The organism is Dongia sp. (genome assembly GCF_041905885.1).
Classification (GTDB): Bacteria; Pseudomonadota; Alphaproteobacteria; order Dongiales; family Dongiaceae; genus Dongia.
In genome coordinates, this window is record NZ_JAYRKD010000005.1 from 92,466 (window position 1) to 111,902 (window position 19,437).

22 protein-coding genes are annotated in these 19,437 nt (G+C 65.5%); 6 read left to right on the top strand and 16 right to left on the bottom strand.

Features of this window, described 5'->3' with window-relative positions:
• Positions 1-25 precede the first annotated feature (25 nt).
• From ACH2CY_RS06710 to ACH2CY_RS06760, 11 genes are all read right to left on the bottom strand, one after another.
• The gene (locus tag ACH2CY_RS06710; protein ID WP_395017364.1) at positions 26-295 is read right to left on the bottom strand and encodes an ArsR/SmtB family transcription factor; all 270 of its coding nucleotides are present in this window, start codon (positions 293-295) and stop codon (positions 26-28) included.
• A gap of 204 nt (positions 296-499) precedes the next feature.
• Positions 500-727: a hypothetical protein gene (locus ACH2CY_RS06715; protein WP_395017367.1), complete on the bottom strand. Its 228-nt coding sequence runs from the start codon at positions 725-727 to the stop codon at positions 500-502.
• A 273-nt stretch (positions 728-1,000) separates the two neighbouring features.
• Positions 1,001-2,098: a DUF2336 domain-containing protein gene (locus ACH2CY_RS06720; RefSeq protein ID WP_395017370.1), complete on the bottom strand. Its 1,098-nt coding sequence runs from the start codon at positions 2,096-2,098 to the stop codon at positions 1,001-1,003.
• 332 nt (positions 2,099-2,430) lie between these two features.
• Positions 2,431-3,753 carry an aspartate aminotransferase family protein gene (locus tag ACH2CY_RS06725; protein WP_395017372.1) on the bottom strand — a complete coding sequence of 441 codons (1,323 nt, stop codon included), beginning with the start codon at positions 3,751-3,753 and terminating at the stop codon, positions 2,431-2,433.
• Positions 3,754-3,774: 21 nt separating this feature from the next.
• Positions 3,775-4,368, bottom strand: a complete 594-nt coding sequence (locus ACH2CY_RS06730; protein WP_395017375.1) for an ABC-type transport auxiliary lipoprotein family protein — start codon at positions 4,366-4,368, stop codon at positions 3,775-3,777.
• Positions 4,365-5,303: an MlaD family protein gene (locus tag ACH2CY_RS06735; protein ID WP_395017377.1), complete on the bottom strand. Its 939-nt coding sequence runs from the start codon at positions 5,301-5,303 to the stop codon at positions 4,365-4,367. Before ACH2CY_RS06735 ends, ACH2CY_RS06730 begins: the two co-directional genes overlap by 4 nt.
• Before the next feature lie 11 nt (positions 5,304-5,314).
• The gene (locus ACH2CY_RS06740; RefSeq protein WP_395017380.1) at positions 5,315-6,142 is read right to left on the bottom strand and encodes an ABC transporter ATP-binding protein; all 828 of its coding nucleotides are present in this window, start codon (positions 6,140-6,142) and stop codon (positions 5,315-5,317) included.
• Positions 6,143-6,148: 6 nt separating this feature from the next.
• Positions 6,149-7,276: an MlaE family lipid ABC transporter permease subunit gene (locus tag ACH2CY_RS06745; protein ID WP_395017383.1), complete on the bottom strand. Its 1,128-nt coding sequence runs from the start codon at positions 7,274-7,276 to the stop codon at positions 6,149-6,151.
• 7 nt (positions 7,277-7,283) lie between these two features.
• Positions 7,284-7,676, bottom strand: a complete 393-nt coding sequence (locus ACH2CY_RS06750; protein WP_395017387.1) for a hypothetical protein — start codon at positions 7,674-7,676, stop codon at positions 7,284-7,286.
• Between the two features lie 107 nt (positions 7,677-7,783).
• Positions 7,784-9,037, bottom strand: a complete 1,254-nt coding sequence (locus ACH2CY_RS06755) for a type III PLP-dependent enzyme (RefSeq protein WP_395017390.1) — start codon at positions 9,035-9,037, stop codon at positions 7,784-7,786.
• Between the two features lie 227 nt (positions 9,038-9,264).
• Entirely contained in the window at positions 9,265-9,771 is a 507-nt protein-coding gene (locus ACH2CY_RS06760; protein ID WP_395017393.1) for an Lrp/AsnC family transcriptional regulator, read from the bottom strand.
• Positions 9,772-9,878: 107 nt separating this feature from the next.
• Between ACH2CY_RS06760 and ACH2CY_RS06765 the strand changes: the two genes are divergently transcribed.
• Positions 9,879-10,406 (top strand): adenine phosphoribosyltransferase, encoded by a 528-nt coding sequence (locus ACH2CY_RS06765; protein ID WP_395017396.1) that lies wholly within the window; start codon positions 9,879-9,881, stop codon positions 10,404-10,406.
• On the opposite strand, the gene ACH2CY_RS06770 is transcribed toward ACH2CY_RS06765, so the two are convergent.
• Genes ACH2CY_RS06770 through ACH2CY_RS06780 form a run of 3 tightly spaced genes read right to left on the bottom strand, consistent with a single transcriptional unit; the run spans position 10,394 to position 12,961 of the window.
• Positions 10,394-11,068, bottom strand: coding sequence for a hypothetical protein (locus ACH2CY_RS06770; protein WP_395017398.1), 675 nt, complete (start codon positions 11,066-11,068; stop codon positions 10,394-10,396). The two genes, ACH2CY_RS06765 and ACH2CY_RS06770, sit on opposite strands and share 13 nt — an antisense overlap.
• 39 nt (positions 11,069-11,107) lie before the next feature.
• Positions 11,108-12,304: an amidase gene (locus ACH2CY_RS06775; protein ID WP_395017401.1), complete on the bottom strand. Its 1,197-nt coding sequence runs from the start codon at positions 12,302-12,304 to the stop codon at positions 11,108-11,110.
• 6 nt (positions 12,305-12,310) lie between these two features.
• On the bottom strand, positions 12,311-12,961 hold the full coding sequence (locus ACH2CY_RS06780; RefSeq protein WP_395017404.1) for a TetR/AcrR family transcriptional regulator: 651 nt from the start codon (positions 12,959-12,961) through the stop codon (positions 12,311-12,313).
• A 52-nt stretch (positions 12,962-13,013) separates the two neighbouring features.
• Between ACH2CY_RS06780 and ACH2CY_RS06785 the strand changes: the two genes are divergently transcribed.
• Complete coding sequence (locus ACH2CY_RS06785) at positions 13,014-13,652, top strand: DUF2306 domain-containing protein (protein ID WP_395017407.1); 639 nt, start codon at positions 13,014-13,016, stop codon at positions 13,650-13,652.
• Positions 13,653-13,654: 2 nt separating this feature from the next.
• Here the strand turns inward: ACH2CY_RS06785 and ACH2CY_RS06790 are convergent, their stop codons facing one another.
• Positions 13,655-13,945, bottom strand: coding sequence for a hypothetical protein (locus ACH2CY_RS06790; RefSeq protein ID WP_395017409.1), 291 nt, complete (start codon positions 13,943-13,945; stop codon positions 13,655-13,657).
• 132 nt (positions 13,946-14,077) lie between these two features.
• Here ACH2CY_RS06790 and ACH2CY_RS06795 point away from each other — a divergent pair, with 132 nt between their 5' ends.
• From ACH2CY_RS06795 to ACH2CY_RS06810, 4 genes are all read left to right on the top strand, one after another.
• A complete protein-coding gene (locus ACH2CY_RS06795; protein ID WP_395017411.1) occupies positions 14,078-14,548 on the top strand; it encodes an NUDIX domain-containing protein in 471 nt (156 codons plus the stop codon).
• A gap of 299 nt (positions 14,549-14,847) precedes the next feature.
• Positions 14,848-16,170 carry an ABC transporter substrate-binding protein gene (locus tag ACH2CY_RS06800; protein ID WP_395017414.1) on the top strand — a complete coding sequence of 441 codons (1,323 nt, stop codon included), beginning with the start codon at positions 14,848-14,850 and terminating at the stop codon, positions 16,168-16,170.
• 156 nt (positions 16,171-16,326) lie between these two features.
• Positions 16,327-17,265 carry a carbohydrate ABC transporter permease gene (locus ACH2CY_RS06805; RefSeq protein WP_395017417.1) on the top strand — a complete coding sequence of 313 codons (939 nt, stop codon included), beginning with the start codon at positions 16,327-16,329 and terminating at the stop codon, positions 17,263-17,265.
• Positions 17,265-18,158, top strand: coding sequence for a carbohydrate ABC transporter permease (locus ACH2CY_RS06810; protein WP_395017420.1), 894 nt, complete (start codon positions 17,265-17,267; stop codon positions 18,156-18,158). The genes ACH2CY_RS06805 and ACH2CY_RS06810 overlap by 1 nt, the downstream gene beginning before the upstream one ends.
• 1 nt (position 18,159) lies before the next feature.
• On the opposite strand, the gene ACH2CY_RS06815 is transcribed toward ACH2CY_RS06810, so the two are convergent.
• Positions 18,160-19,404, bottom strand: coding sequence for a M48 family metallopeptidase (locus tag ACH2CY_RS06815; protein ID WP_395017422.1), 1,245 nt, complete (start codon positions 19,402-19,404; stop codon positions 18,160-18,162).
• Positions 19,405-19,437 lie beyond the last annotated feature (33 nt).

The following is a 19,437-nucleotide window of genomic DNA, read 5'->3' on the forward strand; positions in this document are numbered from 1 at the left end:
TGGAAGCTGCTTGAGGCGGACCAGACTAGATCTTCGCCAGCCGGTCGAGATAGGCCTTCAGCACGTCGCGCTGGAGAATGAGGTTGGCGAACTTGCCTTCGCGGACGATCTCGATCAGGCCGGCGGTTTCCAGTTCCTTCATGTGGTGCGAGAGCGTCGCGGCGCTGATGTCGTGGCATTCGCCGATCGCGCTGCAGGCCAGGCGGCCGTCGGCGTCGCCGATCTGCTTCAGGATCTGGTAGCGGCGGGGCTCGGCGAGGGCACGGGCGATCCGCGAGAATTGCCGGTCGCTCAATTTGGAATCGGACTTGGCCATAAGTGCAATGTAGCGATCGTGCCACAGCACTTAAAGCGGCCGTGGCGGAATATCGTCATTCCAAAGGATTAGAGGTCGTGTGCCGCAAGACCGAGTTAGGGGATACGCCCGGGTCGCCGGGTCGTCCTGAGGTCCTGCCGATGACGTCGCCCGGATCGGCTCCGGGCCGTCATCGGATGCCGGTTACAGCGCGCGCGGCGCTGCCGGAATTGAGTTGCTCTGCAGGAAGCCTTGCCAGCCGCTCTTGCGCTGCGCATAGACCGGCGCGGTCTCGACCGCAACGCCGACCGTGCTCAGCGCCGTGGCGCGGCGCAGATAAAAGCCGACAAGCATCCCCAGAGGCAGTTGGGCGGCCAGCCACAACGTGATCGAAGCCGCCACCCATTCCGTGATTCCAAACGAACCGAACATTGGCACTTCCATCCCAGCGGTCTTTGTTTTCGACCTACTCTTTGTCGCTCAAGTCCCCGCGCTGGACGCCCCTTGACATCGGCCATTGCGGTTTCGTCGACTCGGCGACTTATACTTATTGTCGCCGATCTCACTTAATAAAGCGTTATTTTTCTAAAAGTTTCTCTTTTTCGCACGAACGCCTGTAACGCGCCTGCGAGAGGGCGCGCGCGACACAGTGTGGCCTTTCAGCCTGATGGTTTTTTGGGCAGAAAGCCCGCGAAGGCGCCGGTCCTAGGCCGCCAGCTGGCGGAGCTTCTTCAGCAGGTATTCGAGGTTCTCGGCATCCATGTCCTCATATTGTGTGAGGACCCGCTCGATGACCTTGGAGGCGAAGCGCTCCCGGTCCTTCTCGCCGCCGTCGTATTCCGTCGATCGCACCATGTCGAGTGCAGTGCGAAAAGCCGGATAGAGCGCGGTCGGCAGCTGGGTGCGCGCATAGAGCGACTGCAGGCCGAGCTTGCCTTCGTCGTGGATCAGCGCGCGGGCGTTGACAATCGTGGTGTTGGAAAGCACCGCGAGGCTGGCCTCGAAGAAGCCGAGATCGCCCATGCAGAGCGCGCGCAGGATGAGGCTCGCCGTCAAGCGCTGATGGTCTTTGAGCTGCTTCACCAGGTCGATCACGTCGGCGCCCTTGGAGCCGGGCGGAAGCAAGGCGACGGTGGCGCGCTCTCGCGCCTGCAGCACGAGGTCCGCCGCCTGGTCAGGCGACAATTCGCGCTTGGTGAGCAGGTAGTCGCGCAGCGATTCCGAAACCGCGGCGACCAGGCGCTCGGCGATGGTGACCGGCAGGTCGGGGCGATGGGCGAGGGTATTGCGCACCGTCACGTCGGTGCCGTGCTTCTCGATCGCCTTGTTGATGATGCTTTCGTTGAGCTTGGCGCCCGGATTAGAGACCAGGGCGGCGACCACCTGCGGGGTGCGGCCGTGATCGACCAGGGCCTCGGCGACGGCGGTGGAGACCTGGACGCGCTTGGCGATCGCCACCTGCTTGTCGGCCCCGGACACGCGCACGATCTCGATCAGGTCGGCGTCGCTCAGCACGGTCGAGAATTGCAGCATCGGCAGCGCGACGGATTCCACGTCCTTGGCCAGGCTCAGGGCCACATCCTTGGGCAGGTCGGGATTTTCCTTGAGGTTGCGCGCGAGCGCCTCGCGCACCATCACCTCGACGTCCTTCATCATGACGCGGAAGATCGCCTCGGCGAGCTCGCGCTCCTTGGCGCTGAGCTTGTTCACATCGAAGGCGGCAGCGAGTTTCTGGGCCGTCTCGGCACGCACATCGCTGGATGGGCTCGCCATCAGCCGTTGCACATCAGCTTCCGTCAGCATGCCAGCCATCATCGGCCTCATCGGTGGTTCTCGCCCGTTGCTCCCAGGCGGATGCCTAGGGAAATGTACCCGTTAATGCCCGAGGGGTCGACGTGAAATCGGCCCGCTGTTCCTATTTAACGGACTGGTACTTAAGGAAAAATTGACGAGGGTTCCGTGCCGCGAATGCTGCGAGAATGTGCGGAAAATGCCGGCGTTGGCGGAAGTGGCAGCGGGTGTGCGGCACCCCCTCCCCGGCCCTCTCCCGAAGACGGGGGAGGGAGAAGAGGGCACGGCGCAAAGCCCTCCCCCGGCTTCGGGGGAGGGTTGGGTGGGGGTGCCGCAAGCTCGATCTAGGCGGTGGCCGCAGCCAGGGCGGCGGCCAATTTGTCCACGATTTCGCCGGTTTGGGCCTCGGTCAGGTTGTAGGGCGGGGCCAGGACGATGTGGTCGCCCTGCTTCCCGTCGATGCAGCCGCCGCCGGGGTAGCAGATCAGGCCCCGTTCCATGGCCGCGTCCCGGAGCCGCAGCCAGGTCTTCCGGGCGGGGTCGAAGGGCGCCTTGGTCTCCCGGTCGGCGACCAGTTCCAGCCCCAGGAACAGACCCCGGCCGCGGATGTCGCCGATATGGGGGTGCTGGCCGAAGGCCTCCTCGAGCCGCTCCCGGAGCAGGCCGCCCATCTTGCGGACGTTCCGGAGCAGCCCCTCCTCCGCGATCACGTCCTGGACCGCAAGTGCCGCGGCGCAGGAGAGGGTGTGGCCGGAATAGGTGGTGCCGTGCTTCAGCACGCCGGAACCCGCGGCGATGGCGTCGCGGATCCGGCGGTGCGCCAGCAGGCCGCCGATCGGCGCATAGCCGCCGCCCAGCCCCTTGGCCATGGTGAGGATGTCGGGCGTCGCGCCGTCCTCGGCGCAGGCATACATATGGCCGGTGCGGCCCATGCCGCACATGACCTCGTCGAAGATCAGCAAGACGCCGTGGCGGTCGCAGATCTCGCGCAGGCGCTTCAGGTAGCCCGGCACCGGCGGCGCGCAGCCGAGGCTGGCACCGGTCACCGGCTCGGCGATAAAGGCGGCGACGTTCTCCGGGCCGAGCATCCGGATCGCGACGTCGAGCTCGTCGGCGATGCGAATCCCATATTGCTCGGCGCTCTCGTCGGCGCGGCGGTCGCGGTATTCGTAGCAGTTCGAGATATGCTCGACCTTGGCCAGCAGCGCCTCATAGGGCGCGCGGCGGGTCACGTCCTCGCCGAGCGCCAGCGTCGAGAGCGTGTTGCCGTGATAGCTGCGGCGCCGGGCGATGAACAGCTTGCGCGAAGGCTCGCCGCGCTCGAGATGGTATTGCCGCGCGAGCTTGATCGCGCTCTCCACCGCCTCGGCGCCGCCGGCGACGAAGAAGGCGCTCTCGAGTCCGTCGGGTGCCTGCTCGACCAGCCGGTCGGCGAGTTGCTCCATCGCCGGCGAGGTAAAGAATAGCGTGTAGCCGTAGGCGAGTTCGGAGGCCTGCCTGGCGATCGCCTCGATCACCTTGGGGTGGGAATGGCCGAGACAGGAAACGGCGGGCCCGCCCGAGGCGTCGAGATAGCGCTTGCCGGCGCTGTCGATGATATAGGCGCCCTCGCCTTTCACCGCGACGGGGAGGGTCTTCTTCAGGGCGCGGTGCAATACGTGTGACATGGAAACTCTAAATCCCTGGACTCAACTGGCGGCGAGGATTTCGGTGACGATCTTGCTGAGGGCCTGGCCGAGCGCCGCTTCGAAAGCGACCACGATGGCGGCGAGGTCCTTGCCGCCGGCGGGGACCGTGGTCTCGGCGCTGACGGTGCGGGTGATGCGGCGGTCGGGCATCTCAACCAGCTTGGCGATCAGGCGGACATGCGCAGCGGCGGCGCCGTCGGTGTAGTCGGCCTGGAAGTCGCGGAGGTCGGATTGCAGGATGTAGTCGGCGCGCAGGCCGGCGGCATCGCGGCCGACCGCGACGATCGCGTTGGTGGATTCGAAGGCCTCGATCATCTTGGCCTGCACCATCTTCGGCGCGGTGTCGGACCAGTTGCCGTCGGCGAAATATTCGATGACGTTCGGGGTGCGGGTGAGCGCGATCCTCGTCGTGTCGATGTCGCGCTCGGCGGCGGGCTCGGCCACGACCAGCTGCCAGGCGACCTTGGCCGGTTGCTCGGCCAGGCTGAGCTTCGGCTTCACGGTGTAGAGCGTCAGCGGCTTGTTGACGTCGGGGACGATGCCGCAACCGGCGAGGCCCGCCGCCGACAGGAGGAGAAAGTCGCGGCGCTTCACTGCGGAGTCACTCCCTTGTTGCGGTCGCTGAGGAAGAAGCGCGCCGGATCGCGTTCGATTTCCTCGGAGATGCGGGCCATCGAGCCGGCGAGCTCGCGCAGCTGGGCGATCAGATCGGTCGCCTCGTAAAGCGCGCTGCCGGTGAACTGCTTCAGCGGCCCGCGGTTGTCGGTGATGACGCCGTTCAACTGGTCCGCCGTATCCTTGAAGGCGGCGGACATCTGCTGGAAACTCTGCACCGCCTTGCGCGCGTCGCCGGTCATGGCGCCGGCGCTCTTGTTCAGCTGGTCGGCGAGATTCTTGAGCGAGGCGCCCGCTTCGGAGAAGTTGGCGACCGCGGTGTTGCCGTTGTCGAGCAGGGTGTTGATCTGGTCCTGGTGGCTGTTCAGGTTGACCGAGAGGTCGCGCAGGTTGCCGAGGGTCTGGGTCAGTGCATCGCGATTCTCGTCGCTCAGCATCTTGTTCAGGTTTTCGGCGATGGTGGCCAACTTCGCGATCAGGTTGGGCGCCTGGGACATCACGCGCTCGAGCGGCGAGGCGCCGCCCTTGACCTCCAGGCCGGGCGCCAGCAGGTCGGCGTTGCTGGTGCCGCGGCTGATCTGCAGGCCGACGCCGCCGGCGATCGACTGGATCTCAATCGTGGCCTGGGAGTCGGTGCGGATCGGCGTTTGGTCGCGCACCACGAAATCGACCCGCGCCAGTTCGGAATTCTCCGGGTCGATGCGCACGTCGGTGACGCGGCCGACCGGAATGCCGCCGAACAGCACGGTGGTATCGACCCGCATCTGCGAGACCGAGCCGCTGAACCGCGTGTAATAGGGCACGAAGGTCACCTGGCCGCTGAACTTCGCGACCCAGATCGCGAACAGGCCGCCACAGATGACGAGCACCATGACGAAGGCGCCCACGGCGAGATGTCTGGCTCGGGTCTCCATCGCTCTTTCGCTCAGTTAGCCGGTTGCGGTCGCGGTTGTGGTGCGACGCCGATTGCCCCACCGATTCCGGCGGCGCGGGCCCGCGGTCCGTGGAAATACGACTTGATCCACGGGTGATCGTCCTGCTGCAATTCCGCCAAAGTGCCGACCTTGATCTTCTTGTCCACCAGCACCGCGATACGGTCGCAGATCGCCGCCAAGCTGTCCAGATCGTGGGTGATCATCACCACGGTCAGGCCGAGGCTGCGCTGCAGGCTCTGGATCAGTTCGTCGAACTCGGCGGCGCCGATCGGGTCGAGGCCGGCGGTCGGCTCGTCCAGGAACAGGATCTCGGGGTCGAGCGCCAGCGCCCGCGCCAGGCCCGCCCGCTTCTTCATGCCGCCGGAGAGTTCCGACGGATACTTCGCGCCGGCCTCGGGGGCGAGGCCGACCAGGCGGATCTTCAACTCGGCGATCTCGCGGCGGAGCTCCGGCGGCAGCTGGGTATGCTCTTTCAGCGGCGCCTCGATGTTCTCGGCCACGGTCAGCGAGCTGAACAGCGCGCCGTTCTGGAACAGCACGCCCCAGCGCTCCTCGACCTCGCGCCGCTCGCGCTCGTTCATCCCGAGCATCGACTTGCCGAGCACCTCGATCGAGCCTTCGGCCGGACGGTTCAAGCCGATGATGGTCCGCAGCAGCACCGACTTGCCGCTGCCCGAGCCGCCGACGATGCCGAGCACCTCGCCACGCTTCACGTCGAGGTCGACGCCATTGTGCACCACCTGCTTGCCGAAGCGGTTGACGATGCCGCGCAGGGAGATGACCGGCGGCTGGATGATCGGTTCGTTCCACTCGGCCATGGCGGTCTAGAATCCGATGTAAGAGAAGAGGACGGAGAAGAAGGCGTCGAAGACGATCACCAGGAAGATGCCTTCGACCACCGAGCGCGTGGTCAGGCGGCCGACGCTTTCCGCCGAGCCGGAGACGCGCAGACCCTCGAAGCAGCCGACCAGGGCGATCAGCAGCGCGAAGACCGGCGCCTTCACCAGGCCGACCAGGAAGGTGTTGAGGCTGACCGCGCTGTTCAGGATCCGCCAGTACTGGCCGAAGCTGATGTCGATCAGGGTCACCGCCATGATGCCGCCGCCGAGCAGGCCCATGATATCGGCGAAGAAGGTCAGCAGCGGCAGCGAGATCATCAATGCCAGCACCCGCGGCGCCACCAGGACTTCCATCGGGTCGAGGCCGGTGACGCGCAAGGCATCCACCTCCTCGTTCACCTGCATGGCGCCGATCTCGGCGGTGAAGGCGGAGCCGGAGCGGCCGGCGACCACGATCGCGGTCAGCAGGATGCCCATCTCGCGCAGCACCGAGATGCCGACCATGTTGACGGTGAAGACCTGGGCGCCGAAGCGGCGGAGCTGATCGGCACCCTGGAAGGCCAGCACGACGCCGACCAGGAAGGAGATCATGCCGACGATCGGCAGGGCGTTCAAACCGGTGCGCTCGATATGCGAGACCACCGAGACCCAGCGCAGGCGCCTGGGCCTGGCGATGATGCGGCCGAAGGTCTCGACCAGCGCCCCGAAGAAGGCGATGAGGTCGAGCGAGTCCTTGCCCACGCTTTCCGTGGCGGCGCCAAGATCGGCCAGCCAGTCGAGGAAGAGGACGCGGCGGCTGCGCTGCGCCTCCGGCGCGGCACCGGCTTCGAGCACGCGCTTGAACAGCGGCAGCACCGCCTCCGGCGGCTCGATCCAGTGAACCTTGGCGCCCTCTCCGGCGGCGGCCTCGGCCGTCCGCAAGATCAGCCAGGCCCCGACCGTGTCCATCACTTCGACCGCCGAGAGGTCGAAGGTGACGGCGTCCGGCCGGAGCTTCAGAGCCGAGAGTTCCGCGTTGAGCGCGGTGGCATGGGCTAATGTCCAGCCGCCGCCGAACTGACAGACCTGCCCGTGGTCACCGGACCCCGCTTTCACCCATCCTGGATCGGCCATCTCGCGATCAGACGCTCGGTTCCAGCTTCGGCAGGCAGCGGTGCAGCTCCGCCGTTTCGCCCTGCTTGGGATAGAAGCTCTCTTCCGGATTGTCGCAGGTCTCGGTCGCCGCCTGCATGGCGGTCACGACTAAAGTGCAGCTGACGGTCACCTGCATCGACTCGTAGCGCTGGCTGTAGCTGGCGCTGTCCTGGCCAACGCTGACATCGATCGCGGGCGGCGAGTAGAAACCCCGGCGCGGATGGAAGAAAATGCCGTCGGCGGCGACATTGATCACGTAGTCGTCGACGCCGCACCATTGGCCGATGATCGGGCGCTGCGCCCCGGCTTGCGCGACTTGCGCGTCGAGCGCCGCCGCGAGGCTCAAAGCCGCCAGGATCTGGGAATTTCGGCGCCGCATCGCTATGCCCGTATTGTCTCAACCAGGGGCAAGACTATGGCATGGCAAAGACGGCCGCGACCAGCCCCAGGTCTCAACCTGGAGCCGGCGCGGCCGTTCCGAAAGGCTTAGATGTAAATCGCCCGCAAGGGGTCGAAGCCGTTGAAATTGACCGCGGAATAGGTGGTCGTGTAGGCGCCGGTCGAGTAGAGCCGGAGCCGGTCGCCGCTGGCCAGGTCGGACGGCAGGGTATAGCCGGCCTTGTCGTAGAGGATGTCCGCGGAATCGCAGGTCGGGCCGGCGAGCACGACCGGGGCTTCCGGCGCCTGGCTCTCGGCCACCGGGCGGATGCGGTAGCGGATCGCCTCGCCCTCCACTTCGGCGAGGCCGCCGAAACGGCCCACGTCGAGATAGACCCAGCGGCGGTCGTCCTCATAGGACTTCTGCGAGACCAGAACGACCTCGGTCTCGAGCACACCGGCATCGCCGACCATGTAGCGGCCCGGCTCGATGATGATTTCCGGCAGCTTGGCGCCGAAGCTGGCTTTGAGCGCGCGCTGGATGGCGGCGCCGTAGGCGGCCACGGTCGGGACGCCCGGGCCATAGGTCGCCGGGAAACCGCCGCCGAGATCGATCAGGGTCAAGGTGACGCCCTGCTCGGCCGCGCGGTCGAACACGAACTTCGCGTTGGCGATGGCGGCACCCCACTGCGTCGGGTCGAGCTGCTGCGAGCCGACATGGAAGGAGACGCCGACCGGCTTCAGGCCCTGCGACGCGGCCGCGACCAGCAGGTCGGCGGCCATCGCGGGGGCGCAGCCGAACTTCCTGTTGAGCGGCCAGAGTGCGCCTTCGGCTTCGACCAGGATGCGGCAGAAGACCCGCGCACCCGGCGCGTGCTCGGCGATCTTGGCGAGCTCGGCCGCGGAATCGAAGGCGAACAGATCGACGCCCGCCGAATGCGCGAAGGCGATGTCGGCCGGCTTCTTGATGGTGTTGCCGAAGGAGATCTGGGCTGGCTTGGCACCGGCGGCCAGCACCTGGCGGATCTCGCCGGCCGAGGCGGTGTCGAAGCTGGAGCCGAGCGCAACCAGGCGGCCGAGGATCTCCGGCGCCGGGTTGGCCTTCACCGCATAGAAGATTTCCGCGGCCGGGAGTGCCGCGCGGAGATCGCCGTACTTGCCGGCGACGATCGAGAGATCGACCACCAGGCAGGGCGTCGCGGGCTTATGGGCCTCGAGATAAGAGATGATCCGGGAATGATTCGGCGCCAGGGCGTGGGGCTGGGCAACCAGCTTCACATTCGAATTGGCCACAGCCGTAGTAATGGTGGCGGGGGTATTGGCGGAACGGCTGCGGGCGACCTTGGCGAGGTTGTTCTTCATCTCTCGTTATTTTTCCACTTCGTGCGCTGGAGGTTGGTCGATTTCAGGCTCTAAAGAGAAACGCCGCCCGAGAGCGGCGTTTCCACCGGTCCGAAGCGGCGATCATCATCTGATCTAGGGGTTAAAATAGTGTGGAAAGCCAGGGGCTTGCTGCCGATTTTGCCGCCCCGACCAGGAGATTTACCAAGGTTAAGGGCGAAAATCGGGAGATTCTTCTGCTCGCGTTCTCAGGCGTCCTTCGCCGCCGCCGGCTCGACCAGTTCCTTCACCGGGTAGCCGGCGAACTTCTTGGTCTCGGCCATGATGACGTTGGTGGTGACCGAGGCGATATTCGGCTCCTGCTCGATGAGCTCGTTGTGCAGCGAGACGTAGTCGCCGACGCTCCGGCAAATGAAGTGGACGATGTAGTCGAAATTACCGGAGATCTGGTAGCAGGCGATGGCTTGCGGCGTCTCTTGGATCAGGGTCTCGAAGGCGCCCTGCTGGGCGCGGCCATGCTTGTGCAGGGTGACGAAGCTCAGGATCTCGACATAGTCGGTGAGCCTGGCCATGTCGATGTCGGCGCGGTAACCGCGGATCACCTTCTGCTTCTCGAGATCGCGCTGCCGCGTATGGCAGGGGCTGGCCGAGAGCCCGACCTTGGCGGCGAGCTCGGTGTTGCTCATCCGCCCGTCGGCCTGCAGCACGGACAGGATCTTGAGGTCCATCTTGTCGATCTTCTGGGCCTTCGCCATGCCGTTCCCGTACCCTCCCGCGAGCTTTGACAACACCGACAAATGGCTTATACAGCCTGCGCCCGGCGCATTTCCACCGGGCCTATTCTCCTGACCGGGATTTCGCGATGAAGCCAGAATTCGACCTGAAGGCGCATGTCCGGCACGTCCCGGATTTCCCGAAACCGGGAATCCTGTTCTACGACATCTCGACCCTCTTGCTGAACCCCGAGGCCTGGCGCGAGACCGTCGATCGGCTGAAGACCGCGATCGAACCCCTGAAGCCGCACAAGCTGGTCGGGATCGAGAGCCGCGGCTTCCTGGTCTCCGCCCCCCTCGCCTATCTCTTGGGCATCGGCTTCGTGATGGTGCGGAAGCGCGGCAAGCTGCCGGGCGAGGTCATTCGCCACCACTACGACCTCGAATACGGCCAGGACGTGGTCGAGGTGCAGGCCGACGCGATCGAGCCGGGCGAGCGCGTGGTGGTGCTGGACGACCTGCTGGCGACCGGCGGCACCATGGCGGCGGCGATCCAGCTGCTGCGCCAGGTCGGCGGCGATGTCGTCGGTGCTGCCTCGATCATCGAACTCACCTTCCTCGCCGGGCGCGAACGGCTGAACGTGCCGTTCAGCACGATCCTGTCTTACGACAGCTGAGCCCAGGCCATCTTTAGCAGCGCGATAACTCCAAGCGCTGTAAAGAGAAGGACCGCAAAGACCGCGACCACCAATAATACTCTCAAGAGGCCGGCCTTCTCGCCTTCGGGCCGGGTGAACGGCTGACCTTGCAGCGGGGCCTGCGTGTAGGCCAGAGGCTCGGCGTCCGGCAAGGCGCCGCCCAGGTGGTGGCGGTCGGCAAGCCGCGCGCAGACAAGTCCAAACGCCTCAGCGTTCGGTAGATTCGCCGCTGTGATCGTCAGCTTGCCCTCATGGTGATGGACGCTAAGGAAGTGCTGGTTGCGCACCGACTTGAGTTCCAACCGCGTAATGCTCGAGAGCGGTATGACCGTGTTGGCCGGCGAAAGGAGCCACTTCGGCGCCGAGAGGACCGTCTCGCTGACGCTTAGAACCTGACTGCTGAATAGTCCGAACAAGCTCATCATGAGTGCGGTCGCAGCGACGAGCGCGCAGACTGCGGTGAGGCCCCAGTAGAAGAGCGTCGCACCGTGGGGATCCAGGTGGATGATCCCGTTTAGGACAAGGCCGTTCTTATTGTGATCCGCCGTCCAGGCGAGCAGGATGGAGCCGGCGCCAAAGAAGAAGAAGCCCCTGTACATCAGCTCGGGTTTCGGCTTGTACGGATACTCGATGGTGTCCACGCCAATCCCTTTAGCACGGTACCCGTTTTGAGTGAGCGGTCAAGAAAGCCGCTGCGCCACGTCGGCGGCGAACCGCAGCAGCGCGCGGTCGCTGCCGCGGGCCGAGATGAAGGAGAGCCCGACCGGTGCGCCGTGGACGCGGCCGACCGGAATCTGAATCTGCGGGACGCCGGTCAGGTTGGAGATCGAGGTCAGGCTGAGCGTGCGGTCGCGGAAGCGGAGGGATTCCGCTGACGTCTGGGTCTTCAGCGGCGCGATGTCGGCTGCGGTCGGGATCACCATCACCGCACCGTTGGCCAAGTATTCATCCACCAGCGAACGGATTTCCTCACGCAGCTTCACCTCGCCCTGATCGGGCTTGGCGGCGGTCTCCTTGGCCAGCGCGAAGCGTTCGGCGATCTCCGGGCCGAAGGCGGGTTTGCGGCTTTCGATCCAGGCACCGTGCTGCGCCCAGATCTCGCGCATCTGGATGGCGCGGAAGGTCACGCGCCAGGCGTCGAGCCCGCCGGTCGGCCCGGCCAGGTCGATCTCCTGCCGCGGCGGCAAGACCAGGCGATCGAGCGCAGCCCACAAGACCGCGCGCACTTCCGGATCCGCCAGCGCCCAGGCATCGGTCGGAACCAGGACGCCGGGACCGAGCGGTCCCGGGACGCGATCCTCCGGCAGCAGCACATCGCCGACCTTGGCCAGCAGCGCCGAGTCGCGCGCGAACCAGCCGACCGTGTCGAAGCTCGGCGCCAACGGCATCACCCCGCTGAGATCGGTGGCGCCATGGGTCGGGCGGATGCCGCAGATTCCGTTGAGACAGGCGGGGATGCGCACCGAGCCACCGGTATCCGAGCCCAGCGCAAAATCCGCAGCCCCGTTGGCGACCGCCGAGACCGAACCCGAGGAGGAGCCGCCGGGGATGCGATCGGGCGCACCGCCGTTCCTGGGCGTGCCGTAATGGAAGTTCTGGCCGTTGAGGCTGTAGGCGAGCTCGTCGGTGATGGTCTTGCCGACCATCGTGGCGCCCGCCTCGACCAAACGGCTGATCACCGGCGCGGTGCGGGTCGCCGGCGCATGGCTCGCCAGCCAATCGGGATTGCCGCAGCAGCAGGTATGTCCTGCGACGTCGAAGATGTCCTTGGCCGCGAAGCCAAGCCCGGCGAGCGGCCCGCCGGGCTTGCCCGGGATCCGGATGTCGACATGCTCGCAGAAGGCGTTGAGGGAGTCGCGGTCGGGAATTGACGTCATCTTGTCTTACTTCAATCTCGGCAGATGTTGGAGCATAGCAGGCAACAGCGTTTCCAGTATCGCGCCTCTGCCCTTCTTCGTTTCCGGCGCCTGGCCGAGCTCGCCGCCCAGCGCCAGATGGGCGAAGCCGTGGACGATCGACCAGGTGGCCAGCAGGAAGCCCCGCCCGTCCGCGGCCAGCGCGGCGCCGGGCGCCACGCCGGTGGCGGCGCGCACCGCGTCTTCCAGAACCCGGTAGGCTCGCCGCGCCTCGGCGACGAATTCCGCGCTGTCCTTGTCGTGCTTGTCGTGCCGGAACATCAGCAGGAAGCGCCCCGGGAATTGCAGAGCGAAGGCGACATAGGCGGCACCCTGCTCGCGCAGGCGAAGCAGCGGATCCGCGCCGCCGCGCCGATCCGCTTCCTCCAGCGCATCGGCGAAATCGCGGAAGCCGAGCAGCGCCACCTCGGTCAACAGGCCGCGCATGTCCTTGAAGTGGTGCGCGGGTGCGGCCGGCGAGACCCCGGCGCGGCGCGCCGCCTCGCGCAAGGTGAAGCCATCCACCCCGCGCTCGACCACCAGCGCTTCCGCGGCGGCGACGAGCGCCGCCCGAAGATCGCCGTGGTGATAGCCGCGCCGCGCCGGCCGCTTGCCGCGCGTAATCTTGACAGTGTTCAAATTGATCCCTATCCTGCTTGACAGTGTTCAGATTGTAGCCCGGAGGACGGCCATGGGCCAGCGTGTTTCCCGCATCGGCATGGGCGCGATGCTGCTGCTCGCCAGCGGCGTCGCGCTCTATTCCCTGCGCTTCGCCGCCGCGCCGTTCGGAGCCTGGCCGGGGATCGATGCCGCCATCCGCGGCGTGGTCGAGCAGTTTCCGCTGCGCGCCCTGATCCACATGCTGGTGGCGCCGGTGGCGCTCCTGCTCGGCGTATTCCAGTTCCTGCCGAACCTGCGTGCCCGGCATCCGCGTTTTCATCGCCGGTCGGGCCGGGTCTATGTTGCCGCCTGCGTCATCGCCGGGACGGCCGGGCTGTTCACCGCGTTTCACGCCAGCGGCGGTCCGGTCGCGGGCTTCGGCTTCGGCCTGCTCGCAGTGCTGTGGATCGCCGTCACCCTGGCGGCGTGGCGGGCGGCGGTTCGGCGTCGCTTTGCGCTGCACCGCCTGCTGATGCGGTTCAGCTATGCGATGACTTTCGCCGCGGTGACCCTGCGCCTGCAGATCCCGATCGGGTTTGCGCTCGGCTATGAAAGCTATGCGGCGATGTCGCCTTGGCTCGCCTATACGTCCTGGGTTCCGAACGTGATCGCGGTCGCGATCCACGCCGCGGCGACCCAGCAACGCCGGACGCAGATCGCACCGGCCTGATTTCAGGTGCTGCTGGTGTCGTCGTCGGTCTGCGGCTTTTCCGGCGCCGGTTCCGGCTTCTGGGGAACGCGGCGGATGATGATGTCGCCGTTCGGCAGCACTTCGGGCGCCGAATATTGCGGCACCGACTTCACGAACATCTGCAAAGCCTCGAGCAGCTTGCCGATTCCTTCCACGGCCTGCTTCTGCGCATCCTGCATCGTGGAATCCTGCGCACTTGCGGCTGAGGGGCTACCGGACAGCGCGATGACGGCGGCAATCGCCGCGGCGCGGAGAGAGGAAACCCGGAACATGCGCATCACTCCTGAGGAACGCCGAGATCGCGGCGGAATTGGCCACTATTATGGCGCAAATTTCCGCGATGGGCGGTGACGAAAAGGTGAGTCGGAACGCGCCCGGTTGCCTTAATCCTTAATAGCGGGGCCATGCCGAAGCAAAGCGCCGGATTGCTGCTATACCGCCGGGGCGAGGCGGGGCTCGAGGTCCTGCTGGCCCATCCCGGCGGGCCGCTCTGGGCGAGGAAAGACCTCGGCGCCTGGTCGATCCCGAAGGGCGAGTTCCTGGAAGACGAAGCGCCGCTCGCCGCCGCGCGCCGCGAGTTCGCCGAGGAGATCGGCACGCGCGTGGAGGGTGAGGCGCTGGCCCTCACGCCTCTGAAGCAACCGAGCCGCAAGGTGATCCACGCCTTCGCAGTCGAGCAGAATCTCGACGTCGAGCGGATCACCAGCAACCTGTTCGAAATGGAATGGCCGCCAAAATCGGGCAGGACGCAGGCATTTGCAGAGGTCGATCGGGCCGCCTGGTTTGGCCTCGGCGAGGCGCGGAAGCGCATCCAGCCGGGCCAAGTGCCGATCTTAGACGAACTGGCCCGCCGGCTCGGCGACGCTGTCCGATAACCCTTTGATCCCACATTTCAAGTCCGACCAAAGTCGGCATTGGTTTCAGCGCAGCGCAGCTTTTAGGGCTTGATCCCGGTCATCGGATTCCGGTTAAAATGACAGCGCTTTCAGAGGAGTGCCGGTGCAAGCGGAACAGAAGCCGGTCGAACTGAATTGCTTTGCACGAAGGTCCGTCGAAGAGACCGCCAGCCACGACAACGAATTTCGGGAGGAGCTTCGTCGGCCATCCGCTTGCGCGCGGGAACGCGTGCTCCCTCTCGATCCGTCCCAAGAACAATTCACACGGAGGAAACGTCATGACGAAGTTCAGACTCACGCGGCGGCAGCTGGTGCATGGCACGGCAGGGCTTGCCGCCGGCGCGGTGGGCGCCAGGCTGCTCGGCGGAAACCCGGCTTCGGCGCAGGATATGAAGATCACGCCGGAGGAAGGCGCGACGTTGCGCGTGACCCGCTGGTCGCCCTTCGTCGAGGGCGACGAGAAGGCCTGGCTGGCGAACACCGAGAAATTCACCAAGGAGACCGGCATCCAGGTCCGGATCGACAAGGAGAGCTGGGAGGACATCCGCCCCAAGGCCGCGGTCGCCGCCAATGTCGGCTCCGGCCCGGACATCATGTGGGTCTGGTTCGACGACCCGCACCAGTATCCCGACAAGCTGCTGGACGTGACCGAGCTCGCCGACTATCTCGGCGGCAAGTACGGCGGCTGGTATGACGGGCCTAAGTCTTATGCCACGCGCGACGGCAAGTTCGTCGGCCTGCCGCTCGCGACCATCGGCAACGCGGTGGTCTATCGCAAGAGCCTGATGAAGGCCGCCGGCTTCGACGAGTTTCCGAAGGACACTGCCGGCTTCCTGAAGCTGGTCGAGGGACTGAAGAAGAATGGCCTCGGTGCCGGCTTCACCCACGGCCACGGCGTCGGCGACGGCAACAACTACGCCCATTGGCTGCTCTGGAGCCATGGCGGCAAGATGGTCGACGAGCAGGGTAACGTCACGATCAACAGCCCGGAGACGCTGGAAGCCGTCAAGTATGCGAGCGAGCTCTACAAGAACTTCGTGCCGGGCACGGAAAGCTGGCTCGACGTCAACAACAACCGCGCCTTCCTGGCGAACCAGGTCTCGCTGATCGCCAACGGCGTCTCGGTCTATTATGCGGCGAAGAAGGATCCGGCCCTGGCCGAAATCGCGGCCGACATCGGTTCGACCCCCTTCCCGATCGGCCCGAGCGGCCAGGCCGCCGAGCTCTACCAGGTCACCTCGGCGGTGATCTTCAAGTACACCAAGTACCCGAAGGCGGCGATGCGCTATCTGCAATACATGTTCGAGCAGCCGCAGATGGATCCCTGGATCGAGGCCTCCAGCGCCTATTGCTGCCAGACCCTGAAGGCCTATGCGGCCAACAAGATCTGGACCGCCGATCCGGTCTTTGCGCCCTATGCCAAGGCATCGGAGACGCTGCGCACCAACGGCTATGCCGGTCCGCTCGGGCCAGCCTCGGCCGGCGTGATGGCGGATTACGTGCTGGTCGACATGTTCGCGGAAGCGGTCACCGGCCAGCGTTCGCCGGAAGACGCCATCGCCCGCGCCGAGCAGCGCGCGAAGCGATATTACAAGAGCTGATTGTTCGATGCACGACCAGCGGGCTAGTCTCGCTGGTCGTTTCTTCTCGATCGTCATGGTCGGCGAAGGCCGACCATCCACGAGTTTGCCAGCGACAAAACAACTCGTGGATGGTCCGCCTACGCGGACCATGACGACAAAATTTGAAAGTCAGAAATGACCTCGACGACCATCTCGAACACGCAGAACGAGCGCCGCGGCCTGCACCTCCTGGAGAACCGCAACGTCCTCGGCGCGATCTTCCTGCTGCCGGCGGCGGTCATCCTGCTGCTCTTCCTCACCTATCCGCTGGGGCTCGGCGTCTGGCTGGGCTTCACCGACACCCAGATCGGCCGCGAAGGCGTCTTCGTCGGGCTGGAGAATTACGAGTATCTCTGGTCGGATTCCGTCTTCTGGCTCTCGGTCTTCAACACGGTGCTCTACACCGTGGTGGCCTCGGCTCTCAAATTCGCGCTCGGCCTCTGGCTGGCGCTGATCCTGAACGAGCGGCTGCCGTTCAAGGCCTTCTTCCGCGCGATCGTGCTGCTGCCCTGGGTGGTTCCGACCGTGCTCTCGGCCATCGCCTTCTGGTGGATCTACGACGCGCAGTTCTCGATCCTCTCCTGGTCGCTGATGAAGCTCGGCATCATCGACAGCCCGATCAACTTCCTCGGCGATCCTACGCTTGCTCGGGCTTCGGTGATCGCCGCCAATGTCTGGCGCGGCATCCCCTTTGTGGCGATCACGCTGCTGGCCGGGCTCCAGACCATCCCGCCCTCGCTCTACGAGGCGGCGATGCTGGACGGCGCCAATTCCTGGCAGCGGCTGCGCCATGTCACCCTGCCGATGCTAACCCCGATCATCGCGGTGGTGATGACCTTCTCGGTGTTGTTCACCTTCACCGATTTCCAGCTGATCTACGTGCTGACCCGCGGCGGCCCGGTCAACGCCACGCATCTGATGGCGACGCTTTCCTTCCAGCGGGCGATCCCGGGCGGGCATCTTGGTGAAGGCGCGGCCATTGCCATCGCCATGATCCCCTTCCTGCTCTCGGCCATTCTGTTCAGCTATTTCGGCCTGCAGCGGCGCAAATGGCAGCAGGGAGGGCGCGACTGATGGCCGCGACCGAGACCATGGGCAGGAAGAAGCACGACGAGGGCGGCGCCACCTATCTCGAAAGGACGCCGCGGCGGCTGGTGACGCTCTACCTGCCGCTGGCGGTCTTCATCTTCGTGCTGCTGTTCCCGTTCTACTGGATGACCATCACGGCGGTGAAGCCGAACGAGCAGCTCACCGACTACGAGAATTACAGCCCGTTCTGGGTGGTGAAGCCGACGCTGGAGCATATCCGCTACCTGCTGTTCGAGACCTCCTACCTGCCCTGGCTCTGGAACACGATCATCATCTCGGCGGCAGCGACCTTCCTCTCGATCTTCGCCGCGGTGTTCGGCGCCTATGCGATCGAGCGGCTGCGGTTCAAGGGATCGCGGCAGGTGGGCCTCGGCATCTTCCTCGCCTATCTGGTGCCGCCCTCGATCCTGTTCATCCCGCTCGCGTTCATGGTGTTCAAGCTCGGGCTCTACGACAGCAAATGGGCGCTGATCCTCACCTACCCGACCTTCCTGATCCCGTTCTGCACCTGGCTGCTGATGGGCTATTTCCGCTCGATCCCCTACGAGCTCGAGGAATGCGCGCTGATCGACGGCGCGACCCGGCTGCAGATCCTGTGGAAGATCATCCTGCCGCTCTCGGTGCCGGGCCTGATCTCGGCCGGCATCTTCGCCTTCACCCTCTCCTGGAACGAGTTCATCTACGCCCTCACCTTCATCCAGTCCTCGGAGAACAAGACGGTGCCGGTCGGCGTCCTGACCGAGCTGGTGCGGAGCGATGTCTATGAATGGGGCGCGCTGATGGCGGGCGCGCTGTTCGGGTCGCTGCCGGTGGTGATTCTGTACTCGTTCTTCGTGGACTACTACGTCTCGTCGATGACCGGCGCGGTGAAGGAATAGGTCAGGCGGTCTGCAGCCGGGCGATCCGCTCCGCGGTCGGCGGATGCGAATGCTTGAACGTCGAGTAGATCGGGTCGGTGGTGCTCGGCGCCGCGTTGTCCTTGTGCAGCTTCAGCAAGGCGGAGGCGAGATCGGCGCCGTTGGTCTGGTCGGCGGCATAGGCATCGGCCTCGAACTCATGCACCCGCGAGCGCCAGTTTGAGAAGCCGCTGAGCCAGCCGGTGAAGGCTGGGAGCACAAGGAGCGCGAGGATCAGGCCGCTGAGCGGCATTGCCGATGAGACGCCGAACGCCGCCGTGAACCAGGGCTGCGCGATCAGCCAGCCGATCACCGCGAAGCCGATCAGGCTGGTGACCAGCATCATCAGCATGCGCTTGGCGATATGCTTCAGCTTGAAATGGCCGAGCTCGTGGGCCAGCACCGCTTCGAGCTCTGCGGCCGAGAGGCTGGCGATGATGGTGTCGAAGAGCACGATCCGCTTCGACGGGCCGAAGCCGGTGAAGAAGGCGTTGCCGTGGCCGGAGCGCTTGCTGGCGTCCATCTTGAAGAGGCCCTTGGAGCGGAAGCCGCAGCGGGCGAGCAGGGTCTCGATCTTGCCGCGCAGCGAGGCATCGTCGATCGGCTCCAGCTTGTTGAACAGCGGCATGACGAAGGTCGGGATGATCAGCAGCATGACGAGGTTGAAGCCGATATAGAGGCCCCAGCCCGCCAGCCACCAATAGGCGCCGACATGGCGCAGGATGAAGTCGATCGCCAGGATGAAAGGCGCGCCGAGCACGATGCCGACCGCGGCCCCCTTCGCCATGTCGGCGATGAACAGACCCGGCGTGGTGCGGTTGAAGCCGAATTTCTGCTCTATCTTGAACGTGCGCCAGATCGAGAACGGCAGCTCCACCACCGCATAGGTCAGCAGCAGTACCCCCGCCAGCAGCAGGCCGGCGAGATAGCCGGTACCGGCGAGATCGGTGATCGTGCGCTCGAAGACGGCGAACAACCCGCCGATCAGCAGCAGGGCGGTAAGCGCCGAGCCGGCGACGGAATCGATCCGCGCCAGCTGCAGCTTCTCGATCGAGTAATCGACCGCCTTCTGGTGCTCGTCCAGCGCGATCCTGCCGGCAAAGGCCGCCGGCACGGCGGCGCGATGGCCGCGGATCCAGCGGATCTGCCGGCTGTCCAGCCAAAGGTCGAAGACAAGGGCCGCCAGGATGGCGAGGCCGACGATCAGGATCACGAGAGAAGTCTGCAAATCTGGTCCTCCGCTGCTTCCTCATATTTAAGG

What these genes read in the sequence shown, in the direction of transcription:
- ACH2CY_RS06755 (WP_395017390.1), bottom strand. Translation starts at nt 9,037, where the DNA reads ATGAAGAACAACCTCGCCAAGGTCGCCCGCAGCCGTTCCGCCAATACC.
- ACH2CY_RS06810 (WP_395017420.1), top strand. Translation starts at nt 17,265, where the DNA reads ATGGCCGCGACCGAGACCATGGGCAGGAAGAAGCACGACGAGGGCGGC.
- ACH2CY_RS06715 (WP_395017367.1), bottom strand. Translation starts at nt 727, where the DNA reads ATGTTCGGTTCGTTTGGAATCACGGAATGGGTGGCGGCTTCGATCACG.
- ACH2CY_RS06765 (WP_395017396.1), top strand. Translation starts at nt 9,879, where the DNA reads ATGAAGCCAGAATTCGACCTGAAGGCGCATGTCCGGCACGTCCCGGAT.
- ACH2CY_RS06735 (WP_395017377.1), bottom strand. Translation starts at nt 5,303, where the DNA reads ATGGAGACCCGAGCCAGACATCTCGCCGTGGGCGCCTTCGTCATGGTG.
- ACH2CY_RS06800 (WP_395017414.1), top strand. Translation starts at nt 14,848, where the DNA reads ATGACGAAGTTCAGACTCACGCGGCGGCAGCTGGTGCATGGCACGGCA.
- ACH2CY_RS06745 (WP_395017383.1), bottom strand. Translation starts at nt 7,276, where the DNA reads ATGGCCGATCCAGGATGGGTGAAAGCGGGGTCCGGTGACCACGGGCAG.
- ACH2CY_RS06750 (WP_395017387.1), bottom strand. Translation starts at nt 7,676, where the DNA reads ATGCGGCGCCGAAATTCCCAGATCCTGGCGGCTTTGAGCCTCGCGGCG.
- ACH2CY_RS06805 (WP_395017417.1), top strand. Translation starts at nt 16,327, where the DNA reads ATGACCTCGACGACCATCTCGAACACGCAGAACGAGCGCCGCGGCCTG.
- ACH2CY_RS06795 (WP_395017411.1), top strand. Translation starts at nt 14,078, where the DNA reads ATGCCGAAGCAAAGCGCCGGATTGCTGCTATACCGCCGGGGCGAGGCG.
- ACH2CY_RS06720 (WP_395017370.1), bottom strand. Translation starts at nt 2,098, where the DNA reads ATGCTGACGGAAGCTGATGTGCAACGGCTGATGGCGAGCCCATCCAGC.
- ACH2CY_RS06775 (WP_395017401.1), bottom strand. Translation starts at nt 12,304, where the DNA reads ATGACGTCAATTCCCGACCGCGACTCCCTCAACGCCTTCTGCGAGCAT.
- ACH2CY_RS06760 (WP_395017393.1), bottom strand. Translation starts at nt 9,771, where the DNA reads ATGGCGAAGGCCCAGAAGATCGACAAGATGGACCTCAAGATCCTGTCC.
- ACH2CY_RS06725 (WP_395017372.1), bottom strand. Translation starts at nt 3,753, where the DNA reads ATGTCACACGTATTGCACCGCGCCCTGAAGAAGACCCTCCCCGTCGCG.
- ACH2CY_RS06785 (WP_395017407.1), top strand. Translation starts at nt 13,014, where the DNA reads ATGGGCCAGCGTGTTTCCCGCATCGGCATGGGCGCGATGCTGCTGCTC.
- ACH2CY_RS06740 (WP_395017380.1), bottom strand. Translation starts at nt 6,142, where the DNA reads ATGGCCGAGTGGAACGAACCGATCATCCAGCCGCCGGTCATCTCCCTG.
- ACH2CY_RS06790 (WP_395017409.1), bottom strand. Translation starts at nt 13,945, where the DNA reads ATGTTCCGGGTTTCCTCTCTCCGCGCCGCGGCGATTGCCGCCGTCATC.